Raw genomic sequence first — 16,590 nt, 5'->3', positions numbered from 1 at the left:
GGGGCCACATTAGGCCTCTGTCACCAAATTCATGGCACTTTCAGGCAGGTCTTCTCCAAAGCAGCGTTGATAATATTCTGCAATCATTGGACGCTCAGCTTCGTCGCATTTATTAAGGAAAGAAACGCGGAAGGCAAAGCCAATGGAACCAAAAATACGACCGTTCTCAGCCCAAGAAAGGACAGTTCTTGGGCTCATGACTGTCGATATATCCCCAGCCATAAAACCCTCTCGTGTTAAGTCAGCAACCCGCACCATTTTGGCAATGGTATCGCGCCCTTCTGCTGTATCATTATAGTCTGTTTCTTTCCCAAGAATGATTTTTGTTTCAACGTCATGGGGTAGGTAGTTAAGGGTGGTGACAATATTCCACCGGTCCATCTGTCCTTGGTTTATTTGCTGGGTGCCATGATAGAGGCCTGTTGTGTCGCCTAGACCAACGGTATTGGACGTAGCAAAAAGCCGAAAAGAACCGTGAGGATGAATAACTCGGTTTTGATCAAGTAAAGTGAGTTTTCCAGAAACTTCAAGGATACGTTGAATGACAAACATGACATCAGGGCGACCGGCATCATATTCGTCAAAAACCAGCGCCACAGAATTTTGGAGCGCCCATGGTAAGATCCCTTCTTGGAATTCTGTGACTTGTTTCCCGTCTTTAAGAACGATGACATCTTTTCCAACCAAATCAATTCTACTCACATGACTGTCGAGATTAATCCTGACACAAGGCCAGTTCAGCCGAGCGGCGACTTGTTCAATATGGGTTGATTTGCCAGTCCCATGATAACCTTGAACCATCACGCGGCGGTTATGAGCAAAGCCTGCGAGAAGCGCAAGTGTTGTATCGTGATCGAAAACATAGTTTTCATCCACTTCAGGCACATGTTGCGTTCTTTGACTGAAAGCTGGGACATCCATTTCAATGTTAAGGCCAAAAACTTCCCTAACAGTTACAGTGGTATCCGGCAAGCCTACAGCTTCCATCTGTTTACTCATTTCCATAAAACTATCCTCTAGTCTCTTTCAACCCTTGTCCTGAAGACAGGGTGCTCCTATCTATGGGTATATTAATTTCTCCATAACCTAGGCTTAGGAGTGCGAAATGGCAACATCTGATCACATAGAATTGGGCCCTGTAGGGCAAAAAATAGTAGAAAAATTATCAGCGGCTCTTAATCCGGCTGATTTAAAGGTCATTGATGACAGTGCAAGTCATGCTGGCCACGCAGGAAATCCAGACGGTGACCGTGAGAGTCATTTTCACGTCATTATTGTGAGTGAACTCTTTAATGGGAAAGGCCGTGTGCACTGTCAGCGGCTCGTGAACGCAGCCTTAAAGGAAGAAGTGCGAAGTGGTCAAATTCACGCCCTTAGCATGGAATGCACGGGGACCATATAAAGTCGTTCTATCCATAGATAAATTCGGCAGGGGGATGTTTTATACCCTCTTCGCATTGAAACTTTAGCGCGGCCAATTTTTTGCCGCGCCCAAGGAGAATATACCCATTTTCTGCACAGGTCTGCTTGATGAGCAGAAAAGCTTTCGGGGCATCTTTGGGGACAATAACACCATTGATTGTTTTAACATTATTTAATTTTGAGAGCAGCCCGCAGGATCTAGAATTAAGGGTGCTGACACGGTTTTCTGACCAAATCCACGGCGCAATAGACGTACATTCTCTTTGAATTATATTTTGGATGATGGTTTCAATTAATGTGTCCGGTTGATATTCATCGAGTTTTTTTAGCCTGATATTGATTCCAGTTTGAGCAAAATATTCATCCATTTTTTGCCACCTCATTGAGCCCTCTTCAAAAATAAATTGATGTAATTTCTCTGAAAGATGAGCTGTTTCCGCTCTAGATTCTAAATATCTGAAAATTCGGACTAAGAGTTGTCTTTCTCTAAAATCAGAAGAGAGAGAGGAGGTAAATAAATGTTGCCATAATTTTTCAACGGATAGATTCCCTTTTGAATAGTGATCCAGCCATTGATCAAGCATCCACTGTATGAAAACGCCGCACAGATAGTTGGCTTTGGCTGGAATATATTTTGATACATTAATTAATGAACGGTCTGCCGTGCTCAGCACGCACCCTTGAAGCCAAGCAACAGTATCCTGGGTTTTATTTTTATCAGAGGCTGCAAATTTCCAATGAAAATATTCGGCTGCCCCTTCCATTAGAAAGCTATCAATCCCTTTATTAATTCGAGGAAAATAAAAGATATGCCAAACATGAAACCCCTCATGCCAGATAAATTTTTCAAGGAGCTGTTCTAGTTTTTCGGTTTTTTTATTTTCCCAGATGCTGCCACGTAAAGTGATCCGCATCCCCTGTTTGGTTTGGACATATGCAGAAGAAAGATCCCCTTCTGGGTGATATTCTATCAAGATATTGATGGGAGTGTCTTGTTGGATAGAAAAGACCTGTGAATAGGTATGAAAGCTTTTCTCTAAATGGGATTTAGCCGCGCCTTTAATCCAATCGGGCAAGTTTTTAGAATAGATAACAGTGTAGGGACTTTCTTCGGCCCGAAGGGAAGAAGCTTCAAGAAGCAGAAGAAAGCTGACCATGAGGGTCAAAACCCTAAGTAAAACCATTGTCGTAAAACCTCCCCCAACTCTCTCTCGGGTGATCTTACTGTTTAAAGTAGATTATTTATACCATTTATTACTATGGTAATGCGTGAAGCCAATCCCCATGATGGCTGTGGTGAATAGTATAAAACTAGCGATAAGGTCGATTAGAGTGAAATCCGTCATTTTTATGATCCTTTTTATTCATTTTTTTCAGACACTTCTTTTGCTGTCAGGGTCAATAGTATTGACCAATATTGTCATGATAAAGCCCTGAATAAGGCAGTAATTTGATAGAAAAGGGCAGAATAAGGCTGACTATTTACACTGAGACCTTAAAAATTTTCTGCTAGTGCGAGAGGTAGAGAAACATAAATTCAGAAAAAAAGAGATAAGCAAAGAAAAACCCTGGAGAAAAATTCCAGGGTTTTAAGAAGGTTTAGAGAGGCTATTTTCTATTTAGCTCGCTAGGGGCGGGGCAAATTTGGTAAGGTTAATGCCCTCAACTGCAGCTGTATATTCATCAATCGTCGGTGTTCGGCCGAGAATTGTTGAAAGAACAACAACAGGGGTTGAAGAGAGCAAGGACTCCCCTTTTTTCTCATTGGAATCTTCCACAACTCGCCCTTGGAATAGACGGGTAGAAGTTGCCATGACGGTGTCGCCTTTTGATGCTTTTTCTTGGTTCCCCATGCAGAGGTTACATCCCGGACGCTCTAGATAGAGGATATTCTCATAGTCAGTACGAGCTGCATTTTTAGGGTTAGTATCGTCAAATTCAAAGCCTGCATACTTTTGTAAGACTTCCCAGTCGCCTTCTGCTTTGAGCTCATCAACAATATTATATGTAGGCGGGGCAACGACGAGCGGCGCTTTAAATGTTACTGAACCATTTTGCTTTTCAAGGTTTCTCAACATTTGAGCAATAATTTGCATATCGCCTTTATGAACCATACAAGAACCTACGAAACCAAGGTCAACTTTCTTATCACCACCGTAGAAGGAAACGGGGCGAATAGTATCATGGGTATATCGCTTAGAAACATCTTCATTGTTCACATCAGGATCCGCAATCATTGGTTCTATGATTTCATCAAGGTCAACGACAACCTCTGCGAAATATTTGGCACTAGAGTCAGGGGTAAGAGCTGGTTTTTCCCCTGACTTAATTTCATTAATCCGCTTATCAGCAATATCAATAAGTCCTTGCAACACGCCTTTATCGTTATCCATGCCTTTATCTATCATAATCTGTATACGGCTTTTAGAGATCTCAAGAGAGTCGATTAATGTGCCATCTTCAGAAATACAAATAGAGGCTTTTGCCTTCATTTCAGCGGTCCAATCCGTAAAGGTAAAGGCTTGGTCTGAAAGAAGGGTTCCAATATGGACTTCAATAACACGGCCCTGGAAAACATTGTCGCCAAATTGTTTGAGCATTTGCGCTTGAGTTGCATGAACCACGTCGCGGAAGTCCATATGATCTTTCAAAGCCCCTTTAAAAGTAACTTTGACTGATTCTGGAATTGGCATGGTTGCTTCACCGGTCGCCAGTGCCAGAGCCACAGTTCCTGAATCAGCACCAAACGCCACACCTTTAGACATTCGTGTGTGACTATCGCCACCAATAATAATAGCCCAGTCATCAACCGTGATATCATTCAAAACTTTGTGGATGACATCGGTCATGGCGTGATAGGAATTTTTAGGGTCGCGGGCAGTTATCAGGCCAAATTTATTCATAAACTTCATCAGCTTTGGAATGTTTGTCTGTGCTTTACTGTCCCAAACGGATGCCGTGTGACACCCAGATTGATAGGCGCCGTCAACAACAGGAGATATCACTGTTGCAGCCATTGCTTCTAGTTCTTGGGAGGTCATCAAGCCTGTTGTATCTTGTGATCCGACAATATTCACTTGTACACGCGCATCAGAACCCGCGTGCAAAACGGCGCCAGGTGTTGTGCCAACAGCGTTTTTATTGAAAATCTTCTCTACAGCGGTGAGCCCTTGTCCCTCATGGGAGATCTCTTTAGAAGCTGCAAAGACAGAAGGAAGGTCAATGCCAAGTGTCGCAGCTGCAAAATTCTGTAGCTTTTTACCAAAGACGATGGCGTATGAGCCGCCTGCTTTGATGAACTCCACTTTTTGTGGGGTCAGCGCACTTGAAATATCCGCAAGCTCTTTACCTGAGGCATCATATAATTTCTTTTCTTTCGTGTTGATGGTCAACACAGTGCCTGTATCAATGGAATATTCCTGCTGAAGTTCAGGGTCGCCGTTTTCATCTAGAACTGGGTTGCCATTCGCGTCAGTTTTCTTCACCCAGTTTTTAAGATCAAGACCAATACCACCAGTCACCCCTACAGTGGTTAAAAAGATTGGAGAGATACCATTGGTTCCCCCTACAATAGGAGCAATGTTCACAAAAGGAACATAAGGGCTGGCTTTTTTGCCTGTCCACAGGGCAACGTTATTCACCCCAGACATGCGAGAAGACCCCACACCCATGGTGCCTTTTTCTGCAACCAACATCACGCGCTTATTTGGGTGCTTTTTTTGGAGGTCTTGAATTTCAGCTTGAGCTGCTTCGGAAATCATACACTTCCCATGCAGTTCACGGTCAGAGCGAGAATGAGCTTGGTTCCCCGGCGATAGAAGGTCAGTGGATACATCCCCTTCTGCACATACAAAAGTGACCACATCAATGGTTTCTTCTATGGCAGGGAGTTTTGTAAAAAATTCTGCTTTTGCATAGCTTTCAAGTAAATCTATCGCAACAGCATGACCGCGTTTAAAAGCAGCCTTTAGTCGATCTGTATCAGCTTCGTAGAGGAAAACCTGAGTTTTAAGAATACCAGCTGCTTGAGCTGCGATCTTTTCATCACCGCCCAGTGCAAGGTCAATCAGAACCTCTACAGAAGGCCCCCCTTTCATATGAGACAAGAGCTCAAAAGCGAAGTCGACTGATATTTCTTCAACAGAAGAGATTCTGAGAATGATTTCTTTTAGAAAAGCCGCTTTCACACCTGCCGCACTGGTTGTGCCAGGCAAAGTGTTCGAGATAAAGAAATCGAGCGACTGTTTGCGGTGCTCATTTGCAGTGTCGTTAATCTGGTTGATTAATTCTTGGACCAACGTGCCTGTTTCAATCGGTTTTGGGTTAAGACCTTGAAGGTGACGTGTTTCGATCTCGTTTAAATATTCTGTATATAAACTCATGACAGTCCTGACGATAATATTGTTAGACTTAGCTGAACCCTAGACTAGAGGAACCCTAGACTGGAGCGAGCCATTTGGCGCGTATACTATGGGAACAAAGCGCTTGTTGCAAGTCAGATCTTTTGGTTTTGATCCTTCAGACGGTAGTTTTTCTTGCAGCGCAGCAATAATACATCACTAGCAAGTCACGAACCTCTATCATTTTATCTAAGATTAGGACATTCTTAACCTTTAGAGGGGTATGAGAAGGCAAATCTTGGCTTCATACTTGAGAAGGAGTAGATTTATAGTCAGATGATTCTACCACTTCGTACAGATTGCATATTCGAGAAAGTTAAACGATGAAACAATGGATCTTGAGCCTCATTGCCGTGTCATTCTTGACATCATATGCTATGGCCCAAGAAGATAGCTCCTTACAAAAAAAGCCTATCGTTCTTCACACCTTCATTCAAAAAAACCGGCTAGAGCCAAATTTAGCAGGCGGCTATGGTCGACTGTTGCGGTATATTCAAAAAAATAGTTCCCAAAATTTTGAGATGAGGCCTTATTACTTAACGCGGGCTCTGCGAAATTTTGAAAATGACCCCAGCGGGTGTTTCTTTCCCAGCCCCCCAGAAACCATTGGTGTCCTTATTCCATCGATGAAGGGGCAATCAGTTCGGTATTCGTTGCCTATCGACTATATATCGGGACATTTATTCAGTCATAGTTCAGTTCCTAAGATCACGTCTTTTGAACAGGTTGAGGGTCTCAAATTTGGCGTGTTGAATGATAGTATTGTTGAACCGTTATTTGGGGACAAGTTAAACACAATTGAACTGGTCAGGGTGAGAAATGACCGTCAAAATATGAATATGTTAATGCGTCGCCGTGTCAATTATGTTTTTGGGTGGGCTCCTGATAATTTATTGATGGCGGAAGACCTTGATTTTACTGAGTTTTCATATGATCCTAGCCTCAAGTTTTTCGAAACCACCACACATGTTGTTTGCAAAAAAACTCCTGAAAATGACGCCGTCTTGTCTACGATAAACGCTCAGATCAAACAGCTGCAAACATCCGGGATAATTCGTTTCATTCTCTCTAAGCATGCCAATCCGGTTGAGTATGGAAGTCGCTCTTATGTTCGCTATCCTTTCACGGGGATTAATATTGAACTAGAGCCAGTTGAGTAAATCTTTTTGTCGCATTCAGGCTTAAAAATACTCTATAGTCATTTTTGGTTTCGAAGGTTTATGGGATAATAAGTCCTCTGTTTTCATCCACCTTAGTTAAAAGAGTAAACAATGAAATTTTTAATGGCCTTTTTGATCCTTGTTACCTTCGTTGATCTATCGGCTTGGGCGCAGCAGACCAAAGATAAGGTTATTACAATCCATTCTTTTCTTCAACCGGAACGCATGGACACACAGCTAAACGGAGATTATGGAAAGATCGTTCGATATGTACGAGATCACGTCGATAGCCCTGTAATTGTTCGTCCTACCTTTTTAGCGCGCGCGTTGAAAAACTTTGAAAGGGGGCAGGGTAATATCTGTTTCTTTCCTATGGCCAATACAGGATTAGATGTTTTTTTCCCAGGGCAATTCTCGCAATCAAATAGTCTAATTAGCGTTCCAGTTGATGTTGTGACGGGCCGCGTGATCAGCCGCAAAGGCATGCCTTTAGTTTCTTCCCTTAAGGATATGAAAGGTAAAACATTCAGTGTCATCCGAAAAGTTCTGGTGAAGAGATATTTTCCAAATATCAAGCAAAATCAATTGGTCAAAGCGCCGTCAGATTCAAACAATATTCGGATGCTTGTGAATGGGCGTGTAAATTATATGATTACATTCATGCCTGATATAGCGTTGAGCATGCGGGCGATCAATTTCAAAGAGTATACTTTTGATCCAGACTTTTTATTTTTTGAAAGTACCACGGCGATTATTTGTAAAAGAACTGAAAAGACAGAACATTTTATGAATCAAGCGAATAAACTCATTATTGATCTTCAACAGTCAGGAAAAATGAAAGCGCTGATGTCAGAATTTTCTCAACCGGCTGTTGCGGGATCAGAGCATTATTCAAGATTGCCTCATTTTAGAAATTCGTCCGATGATGAGCGACGATAAATAGTTTTCAAATGACATGAACATCGCTACAGTATGGTCCATGATATTCAGAATTATAATCCTAATATGCCTTTTTACATCATCGTCGACCGCTGAAGATAAGACGGGGATAATTTATACTTTTTTCCAAGATAATCGTCTGGAGAGAAACCTGACGGGCGGTTATGGACGCTTGCTGCGTTATCTACAATCACGCTCTGACGTTCCCATAAAGATAGAGCCAAATTATACAAATCGTGCCATTAGAAATTTGCAAGACAATAAAGACTCATGCTTTTTTCCGGTCTCCCCTCGGGGAGTAGAGCGTTTCTTTCTGCCCGAGAGCAAGATTTCTATAGTTTATAGTATACCCGTGGATGTGGTGAGTGCTTATATTTACCACAGGAAAGAGTCCCCCTCACTGAAGACAATTGAAGATATTCAGAAATTGCCTAAGTTGGTTTCCAATCAAACATTTAGACCAGAAACTATGTTTGGATCTTATAACATTAATCTTTTTTTCACGAACAATGATCTTGTTTCATCGAAGATGTTGATGCGTAAAAGAGCGGATTACATCATTGGGTGGAATCCTGATCAAGGCCTTATAATGGATAAAGCAGACTACTCAAATTATACATATAATCCGAATTTATTGATCACTGAAATCACCACGCATTTTGCTTGTAATGATTCTGAAACTGGAAGAAAGATGCTGTCATCCCTCAATAAAGGCCTTGTTGACCTAAAAAAGAAGGGTTTATTGACAGCAATATTATCAAAATACGCAAAACCAGTTCCATTAGAGGGAATGTCCTTTCATAGAATTCCTTTTTCCGGATATACTCATGAAGAGTTCATTCAAAGTCAGTAGTAAGTACCTGTTCAGTATCAGTTGTTAAACATTTAGAAACCTTTCGGCTCTAAAACACCAAATTCACGTAGTTCAGGATATTATTTATGTCTTTATTCAAGGGTGCCATTTCATGGTTTACTGTGCCGGTTCTTTCTTTGTCAGAGCCTGTGACCGCTGTGGACTCTGTGGACGCTGGGGATGATGTTGAAGAAATAGTTGTCACCGCACGCAAACGCGAAGAGGCCATCAATAAAATTCCCTCCGCTCTTACGCAGATTGACGCTGACGCCATTAAAAACGCAGGGGCCGTTTCCCTGAAAGATATTGCAGGGCTCATACCCAATCTAACAACTACGAATGGCCAAGGTATGGGGGCAACGACAGCCCTTTTTATTCGGGGTATTGGTCAAAATGACAGTCTTCAAACATTTGAGCAAGGGGTGACGACTTATGTGGACGGTGTCCCCTATCCTCGTATGCAAGGATTATTTTTGCAGCTTTTTGATGTGGACTCAATTGAAGTACTGCGCGGCCCCCAAGGGACGCTTTTCGGGAAAAATGCTGTAGGAGGTGCGGTCAATATTACGACAAAGTCGGCTGGAGATAAACTAGAAGGCGAGCTAGAAGCGCTCATTGGAGAAGCAAGTCATAAACAGATCAGTGCTTTTCTTTCAGCGCCCATGTCAGATAGAATTGGCATGAGTGCTTCTTTGTTTTATTCACACAGAGATGGTTTTTATCAAGATATAAAGACAGGCAAAGACTATTCTGATGATGATAGTTTTACAGCGCGCGTAAAAATGGACATTCAAGCCAGTGAAGCCCTCTCAATTCGGTTGGCAGCAGACCTTACAGATATGGAACTTGCTCCCCCTGGTCAACGGGCAGAAGATGATGTTTTCATAACAGACCTTGTCTTTGGAACTGTGCTCGCCCAAGCAGCTCCAACACAGGAGTTTGATGGGCGACTAGAATTATCCATTGATGATGATGCTAATGAGACCTTTAATCAGAAAGGCCTCGCAGCCACCATTGACTGGACGATGACGGATCAATGGCAATTGAGAAGCGTTACGGCCTATAAAGAGATGACATCGACTATTAATTGGGATTTGGACGGAACGGCATTGGTCATTGCGGATGTGATGGCCAGGTGGGATCAAGATCAATTCTCAGAAGAGATTAATCTAAATTATAAAGGCGATCAGTTGGATGCTGTCTTTGGTCTATATTATTTGACAGAAGAGAGCGCAGGGCGTCAATTTTCTGATTTGAAAGACCTAGTTCAAGTTGCTGGAACGTCTTTCGGCCTTTCACAGCCTGGCGAGGATGTGCATAAGACAAGTTCCTATGCCGCCTTTGCTCATTTAAGTTATAGCGTATCGGATCACCTCTCAATGGAGGCAGGTTTGAGATGGTCTCGAGATGAAAAATCATTTTACCGGGTTAGTACCCAGCAGCTAAACGGGGTTGTTACGGGTCAATTTACTTTTAATGGCAGTGACAACTGGAACAGTCTAACGCCGTCGGTCGCTCTGTCGTATCAAGTGAATGATAAAGTCACCTTCTATAGTCGGATTGCCAAAGGCTTTCGCTCTGGTGGTTTTAATGGAAGACTTTCATCCTTAGGGGACAGTGAACCTTATAAGCCCGAGAATGTCTGGAGTTACGAATCTGGCCTCAAATATGTCGCCCCAAATATACGGATGAACATGGCGGCGTTTTATAATGATTATACAGATTTCCAAGCACGAATTTCTCGCCTTGCAGACCTCACAGATCCAACAGTGGGTTTTGACAATCCAACAGTGAATGCTGCAGATTTAAAGATATACGGCCTAGAAGGGGATGTAACGGCGACACTCGGACCCTTGTCCCTTATTTTTACGGGGGGATATCTGCATAGCGAATACGGAGAATTTGTAGACGACAGCGGGGATCGCAGTAGCAATACTCCTGTTTTTTCTCCAAAACTGACAGTCGGGATAACAGCGAGCTATAAGATGGATCTTGCTCAGGGGCGCACAGTGAGTTTCTCAGGATCTCTAAAGCATCGGTCGGGTTACTTTGCCTCTGTAGAAAATACAGACAAACTCTATCAGCCAGCGTATCAGCACATCAATATTGGTGTTGAATGGCAATCTACAAATGGCCTTTACATTCGTGCAGGAATTAGAAATGTAACCGACAAGATTGTTTTGCAAGGGGGATTAGAATTTAGAAGTTTGGGCAATATTCAAACGGGCTATTACGGAGCGCCTCGTACATGGTACTCAGCCGTTGGCTATAAATTCTAGAGGTTATTTCATCAAAGATGAATAGTTCTTCTTGAAAAGACTTAATTGCGGCGTCGTGCCCGGCCCCGTGGGTCCTTAAAATTCCAAAGTTTATCTGAGAGAGTCACATTCATTTGTTGATTCTCCAAAATCACATATGTCAGTCGCCCTTGACCGTCTACGATGGTCCAATAGTCAACCAGTAAGGAGTGATCTATTTGGGGAGTTTCTTTCTGTTTAAAGCGAAAATAAACAGTGAGGATTCCCATTTCTGGGCGTTTTGGGTCTTCCACCATCAACCCAAGATCAGCGCGAGAGTCTGGATTAGTGATCACCCGGCTTCTATAGTTTTTAAGGCTAAATTTTTCAGAGAGTAAAAGAGAAAGAGGTGTGTCCTTGACAGGTACACGCTCCACCTTGCCAATTTCATAATCAATGACTGAAAGCGTTTTTCCATTAGAGACATAGAGCTGATTAGCCGACTCGCCAAAGTCAAATCGGATAAAGCCTGGCTTTTTCATAGAAAGGGTGCCTGTAAGGGGCTTGCCTTCTGGAGGCACCATTCGAAATTGAGCTTGCATGGATTGCAGCTCATTTAAAGTCTTTTCTATGGACCCCAGCGCTTGAGTTTCAGGGGCAACTTTTAATTCTACTTCTTCTTGAATGGCGGGAGCAGTGTCTTGGGCAAGCACCTCTGGCGCTAAACCTATGACCAACCAAGTGAGCCCAGCCAAAGCTAGAAAATAGGATGCTGTCTTCATCGTCTTGTGCTTTCTTATTTTTATTGAGCTTATGACTTTTGGGATGAATAAAGGATGAATGGTTTAGAATTCATTTTCGTGATCAGGCAGGAGAATTTCTCTCTGCCCTTTATGATTTGGGGCTGAAATAACCCCTTGTTCTTCCATTTCTTCTATTAAACTTGCCGCTTTGTTATAGCCAATTTTTAAGCGACGTTGAATATAACTGGTGCTGGCGCGTTTATCGCGAGCTACTATTGCTACAGCCTGATCATACAAACTGTTTGCCGCATCGCTCCCATCGCCTGCAGGTCCTGGAATGAAAGGACTATCAAAGCCTTCTTCGGGCTCTTCTGTGACCTCAGCGACATATTCAGGCGCTCCTTGACGCTGAAGGTGTTTCACAACATCTTCAACTTCTTCATCGGATACAAAAGCACCGTGAACACGGATCATGGTTCCATTCCCGCCCATAAAGAGCATATCGCCTTTGCCCAGTAATTGCTCTGCGCCTTGCTCCCCTAGAATGGTCCGGCTATCAATTTTGCTGGTGACCTGAAATGATATTCTTGTTGGGAAGTTAGCTTTAATAGTGCCTGTAATCACATCAACAGATGGACGTTGTGTGGCAATGATCACATGGATGCCAGCAGCACGGGCCATTTGAGCCAATCGTTGAACAGTTGCTTCAACATCTTTTCCTGCAACAATCATCAAATCAGCCATTTCATCAATAATAATGACGATTTGTGGTAGAGGCTCGAAATCGAATTCTTGTTCTTCGTAGATTGGCTCCCCTGTTTCTCGATCAAAGCCTGTCTGAACTTCGCGCGTTAAGGCTTCCCCTTTCGCTTTTGCTTCATGCACTCGTTTATTGTATCCAGCTAGGTTTCTGACCCCTAATTTAGACATATTCCGGTAGCGCTCTTCCATCTCTCGCACGGCCCATTTTAGAGCAACCACAGCTTTTTTTGCTTCGGTTACGACAGGGGTCAAAAGATGCGGAATTCCTTCATAGACAGACAACTCCAGCATTTTGGGATCGACCATGATTAACCGTAGTGTCTCAGGAGTATGGCGGTATAGGAGGGAAAGGATAAAGGTGTTTACCCCGACGGATTTACCAGCCCCTGTCCGACCTGCCATTAATAAGTGCGGCATTGTAGCCATATCGGTGACCACAGGGGATCCCCCAATATCTTTACCCAAAACTAAGGGCAGACTGCCCCGACTGCTTTCAAATTCACCAGAAGCCAAAAGCTCACGGAGATAAACCATTTCTCTTTTTTGATTAGGTAATTCAATGCCGATTACATTGCGCCCTGGCACAACGGCAACGCGAGCAGATATAGCGCTCATGGACCGGGCAATATCATCAGATAAGCCAATCACTCGAGCTGCTTTGACGCCTGGCGCTGGTTCTAGTTCATAGAGAGTTACCACGGGACCTGGTCTCACTTGCACAATGGCGCCCTGGACTCCAAAGTCATCAAGAACATTTTCAAGCATTCTTGCATTTTCATCCAGCGCTTCTTCAGAGAGTCGATGTTCTCCAATATCAGCAGGTGGATTTTCAAGCAATGTAAGGGGCGGAAGTTTAAAGCCTTTTGTATCGCCAAAATCCAGCGTTGTTTGTGCTTCTTGAACTTCTCTTTTTCCGCGTTTGGGTTTGGCTTTTTTCGCTACACGTTTCCGTTTTAAAATACCGACTTTATCTTCAGGAGTGGCGACCAAGCTCTCTTTTTTAGACGGAGCAGGTGGTATCGCTTCATAGTCTTCGTCGTCATCATCATAGACATCATAGCGATCGGCGCGCTTTTCTTGAATCCATTCCACTGTGCCTACAATGCCGCGAATAAAGGCTGTAAGCATGGCTTTAAGAGAAAGATAGATCCCGGTTACAAAGGCCCAGATTGCACGTCTGACACCAGCCCATTCCGATAAATTCATAGCAAAACTATAAGCGTAGACGGGAATGAAAAGAAGTGTGAGTGTGGCCCCAATCACCCAGGCAGGCATAGTGGAGAGGAAATTTAGCCCGGAAAGTTTAGGTTCTAAAATTTGACCAATAAAACCTCCGATCGCAATATCTTGTGGGATTGCTAGATACGGAAGAAGAAGGGGTTCAAGGTTTGCTGCGGCAACGGGAGCAATAATCATCGCAAAAGGCAAAGCCAATAGATTCATCCAAAACTTTGGCAACCAAAGCATGCGTAAAATTTTCTGTCCCCATATAAACAAAGGTAAAAGTATGAAATAAGATGTCATTCCCAGAGTGGATAAAAGAATATCTGAGACAATAGCACCGATAGGGCCCGCCAAGTTCATCACAGAGACAGCCCCTGTATCGGTTATCGACAGGTTTAGACTTTTGTCTTCTGGGCTATGCGTAATGAGGGCGACAAAAAGGCCGAGTGTCAGGACCAGGAGGAGCAGTCCTATCAATCGATATCCAAGGCTTTTAAAAGCAACAATCCACTCTTTCGGTAAGAGAGGTGCGTTTGTTTCATCCCCTGCAGAAGGTTGCGTTGAAGATGATTTTTTGCGTGTTTTTGCCCCAGAGGTTGCCACGTATAGATGCCCTTTATTTCAGTTGCCCATGAAATAACATCATACTGTGCTTCATGGGCTTTTGACAAGTCTTGAGTTAACTGGACTTTCCTGTCCAAAGACACTACATAAGTGAGGCAATAGTTTGACAGGAAAAAGAAGAGTTATGCACGTCGTTTCATCTGATATAATTATCCTCGGCGGAGGTCTTGTAGGGCTGACAACAGCGATTGGCCTGGAGCAGGCTGGTTTTAGTGTCACAGTGGTTGACCACCTACCTAAAGGAGAGTTTGAGCTTTCAGCTTTTGATGGCCGCTCCAGTGCTCTTGCCTATGCACCGTGTCAGCTTTTGGATGTGCTGGGAATTTGGGATTATATTAAAGACCATGCCCAGCCAATTCTTGAAATTAGGGTTACGGATGGCCGCCGACCAAGTTTAATGCACTTGCATTTTGATAATGAAGAATTAGGGGACGGCCCCCTTGGACATCTTGTAGAAAATCGCCATACCCGCCTTGCCTTGATGAAACGTTTGGAGGCGTGCGAGAATGTCACGTGGCTAGATGGTCAATCAGTTAAAAATATTGAGCGTGACACTGGGCGGGTAACTCTTGAATTAGAAACGGGCTCTTTGGTAACAGGGGCATTGCTCGTTGGTGCTGATGGGCGGCATAGTATGGTAAGAAAATGGGCAGAATTCCCGCTCACTCACTGGTCTTATCAACAAAGCGGGATTGTTTGTACAATTGAACATGAAGAAAGTCACTGTGGCATTGCGCATGAGAAATTCTTACCTTCCGGGCCTTTCGCAATTCTTCCTCTAACAGGCAATCGCTCAAGTATTGTGTGGTCTGAAAAAACGCATTTGGTTGACACAGTTATGGGATTAAGTGATCGGGCTTTTGAAAGTGAATTACAAAGACGAGTGGGCGATTTTTTAGGCAAAGTTTCTGTGATTGGCGGGCGCTGGGCTTATCCGCTTCAATTACATTGGTGTGATCATTTTGTAGATAATCGTGTAACTTTGATTGGGGATGCGTGCCACGGCATGCACCCTATTGCAGGTCAAGGGTTGAACCTTGGGCTAAGAGATGTTGCTGCATTGGTAGAGGTGTTAACAAAGAATGCGCGTTCGGGGATGGATATTGGGTCCTTGACCGTATTAGAGGAATACCAAATGTGGCGACGCATGGATAATGCGATGCTGTTATCTGTAACCGACGGCCTGACACATCTCTTCTCAAATGATCATTCGATTATAAAACAGGCTCGAACAGCAGGCTTAGCTCTTGTGAATGAAATTCCTATGGCCAAAAAATTCTTCATGTCTCATGCGCGAGGCACAATCGGTGAATTGCCAGAATTATTAAAAGGTAACCGTCCTTAATTAAGCTTTGCAGTAGATTTTCGCGATGGTTAGGTTTTCGCGTAACTTTTTTCCCATGACATGGAAATTCTCTAAAGAAAGGGAGGGTTGTGCAATTGCAGAAGTCTTAGAGGATTCTGGGGCTAAATTCGTATTTCTATTAAAATTTCTGATATCCGTTGTGATTACCCGCGCGCGTCGTGGTTGACCTGCAACCACTGTACCAATAATTTCACCGTTGCTATTAAAGGCAGGCCCCCCAGACATGCCCGCTAGATCATACTCAGACCCTCGTTGTTTTTTTGCTGCACGGCCGCTCGCAAGGGGCAGGCGTTGTTTAATATGCCAAACTGTTACAGGTTCGCGCATCCGGTAGCTGCCTACACTATTCATATTACTTCGTCCAAAAGCGACAGCGACCACATCTGCAGGGCGGCCTTGTGGGTAGCCCATAAAATAGCCAACATCGCCGCGTTGGGGATTGTCTGCGGCGACAACAACTCGAGGGGCTGATAAATCAGCCGTGTCTAAAACTGAAAAATCGCTATTCACCATAGGGGAGACGGTTGCTCGTTTGCCGCGCCGGGCTTCTGTTAAAATAAAAACAGAACGGCAGCCTTCCGTTACATGCCGCGCTGTTACATATTGCCCTTTGCCGTCATAAGCGAAGCCAGTCCCTGTGCCGTTCCCTTGCCGGCCCTTAATATTGACTGTATATCCTTCTTTTGGTTGCAAACGATTTCTGGGCATTGAGAGGTCAGGCAGGGGAGTTTCCCCTACAGAAGGGGGCGGCAGAGAGGGCCTTCTTTCTCTTGGCTCATCGCTTGAATCCCCTGAATATTTGATGATCACAAAGAGGATGAGGATAAAATAAAAAGGAAGTTCAAATTTCTTCATTGAAC

Annotated in this window: 12 protein-coding genes; 6 read left to right on the top strand and 6 right to left on the bottom strand. The window is 43.6% G+C overall.

All coding sequences use genetic code 11. The features are described 5' to 3' along the window. Positions 1-9: 9 nt before the first annotated feature. Positions 10-999 carry a cobaltochelatase subunit CobS gene (gene cobS, locus QGN29_RS04520; protein ID WP_375164677.1) on the bottom strand — a complete coding sequence of 330 codons (990 nt, stop codon included), beginning with the start codon at positions 997-999 and terminating at the stop codon, positions 10-12. Positions 1,000-1,105: 106 nt separating this feature from the next. Here cobS and QGN29_RS04515 point away from each other — a divergent pair, with 106 nt between their 5' ends. After that, positions 1,106-1,402 carry a BolA family protein gene (locus QGN29_RS04515; protein ID WP_310799489.1) on the top strand — a complete coding sequence of 99 codons (297 nt, stop codon included), beginning with the start codon at positions 1,106-1,108 and terminating at the stop codon, positions 1,400-1,402. 7 nt (positions 1,403-1,409) lie between these two features. Here the strand turns inward: QGN29_RS04515 and QGN29_RS04510 are convergent, their stop codons facing one another. Together QGN29_RS04510 and QGN29_RS04505 are read right to left on the bottom strand one after the other, a co-directional pair. Continuing rightward, positions 1,410-2,579 (bottom strand): hypothetical protein, encoded by a 1,170-nt coding sequence (locus tag QGN29_RS04510; protein WP_310799488.1) that lies wholly within the window; start codon positions 2,577-2,579, stop codon positions 1,410-1,412. A 462-nt stretch (positions 2,580-3,041) separates the two neighbouring features. Then, on the bottom strand, positions 3,042-5,804 hold the full coding sequence (locus QGN29_RS04505; RefSeq protein ID WP_310799487.1) for a bifunctional aconitate hydratase 2/2-methylisocitrate dehydratase: 2,763 nt from the start codon (positions 5,802-5,804) through the stop codon (positions 3,042-3,044). A 341-nt stretch (positions 5,805-6,145) separates the two neighbouring features. Here QGN29_RS04505 and QGN29_RS04500 point away from each other — a divergent pair, with 341 nt between their 5' ends. The 4 genes from QGN29_RS04500 (at position 6,146) to QGN29_RS04485 (ending at position 11,053) form a co-directional block, all read left to right on the top strand. After that, on the top strand, positions 6,146-6,982 hold the full coding sequence (locus QGN29_RS04500; RefSeq protein ID WP_310799486.1) for a substrate-binding periplasmic protein: 837 nt from the start codon (positions 6,146-6,148) through the stop codon (positions 6,980-6,982). Positions 6,983-7,093: 111 nt separating this feature from the next. Continuing rightward, a complete protein-coding gene (locus tag QGN29_RS04495) occupies positions 7,094-7,921 on the top strand; it encodes a transporter substrate-binding domain-containing protein (protein WP_310799485.1) in 828 nt (275 codons plus the stop codon). 361 nt (positions 7,922-8,282) lie between these two features. Next, positions 8,283-8,774 (top strand): transporter substrate-binding domain-containing protein, encoded by a 492-nt coding sequence (locus tag QGN29_RS04490; RefSeq protein ID WP_310799484.1) that lies wholly within the window; start codon positions 8,283-8,285, stop codon positions 8,772-8,774. An 86-nt stretch (positions 8,775-8,860) separates the two neighbouring features. Next, positions 8,861-11,053, top strand: a complete 2,193-nt coding sequence (locus QGN29_RS04485) for a TonB-dependent receptor (protein WP_310799483.1) — start codon at positions 8,861-8,863, stop codon at positions 11,051-11,053. Positions 11,054-11,094: 41 nt separating this feature from the next. On the opposite strand, the gene QGN29_RS04480 is transcribed toward QGN29_RS04485, so the two are convergent. Further along, a complete protein-coding gene (locus tag QGN29_RS04480) occupies positions 11,095-11,793 on the bottom strand; it encodes a LolA family protein (RefSeq protein WP_310799482.1) in 699 nt (232 codons plus the stop codon). A 63-nt stretch (positions 11,794-11,856) separates the two neighbouring features. Beyond that, positions 11,857-14,343, bottom strand: a complete 2,487-nt coding sequence (locus tag QGN29_RS04475) for an FtsK/SpoIIIE family DNA translocase (protein ID WP_310799481.1) — start codon at positions 14,341-14,343, stop codon at positions 11,857-11,859. A gap of 145 nt (positions 14,344-14,488) precedes the next feature. Between QGN29_RS04475 and QGN29_RS04470 the strand changes: the two genes are divergently transcribed. Then, positions 14,489-15,709, top strand: a complete 1,221-nt coding sequence (locus tag QGN29_RS04470) for a UbiH/UbiF/VisC/COQ6 family ubiquinone biosynthesis hydroxylase (RefSeq protein ID WP_310799480.1) — start codon at positions 14,489-14,491, stop codon at positions 15,707-15,709. Here the strand turns inward: QGN29_RS04470 and QGN29_RS04465 are convergent, their stop codons facing one another. After that, positions 15,710-16,585 (bottom strand): S1 family peptidase, encoded by an 876-nt coding sequence (locus QGN29_RS04465; RefSeq protein WP_310799479.1) that lies wholly within the window; start codon positions 16,583-16,585, stop codon positions 15,710-15,712. Positions 16,586-16,590 lie beyond the last annotated feature (5 nt).

The organism is Temperatibacter marinus, assembly GCF_031598375.1.
GTDB classification, from domain to species: Bacteria; Pseudomonadota; Alphaproteobacteria; order Sphingomonadales; family Kordiimonadaceae; genus Temperatibacter; species Temperatibacter marinus.
The sequence above is the reverse complement of the archived record's forward strand: the minus strand, read 5'-3'. Positions and strand labels throughout refer to the sequence as shown.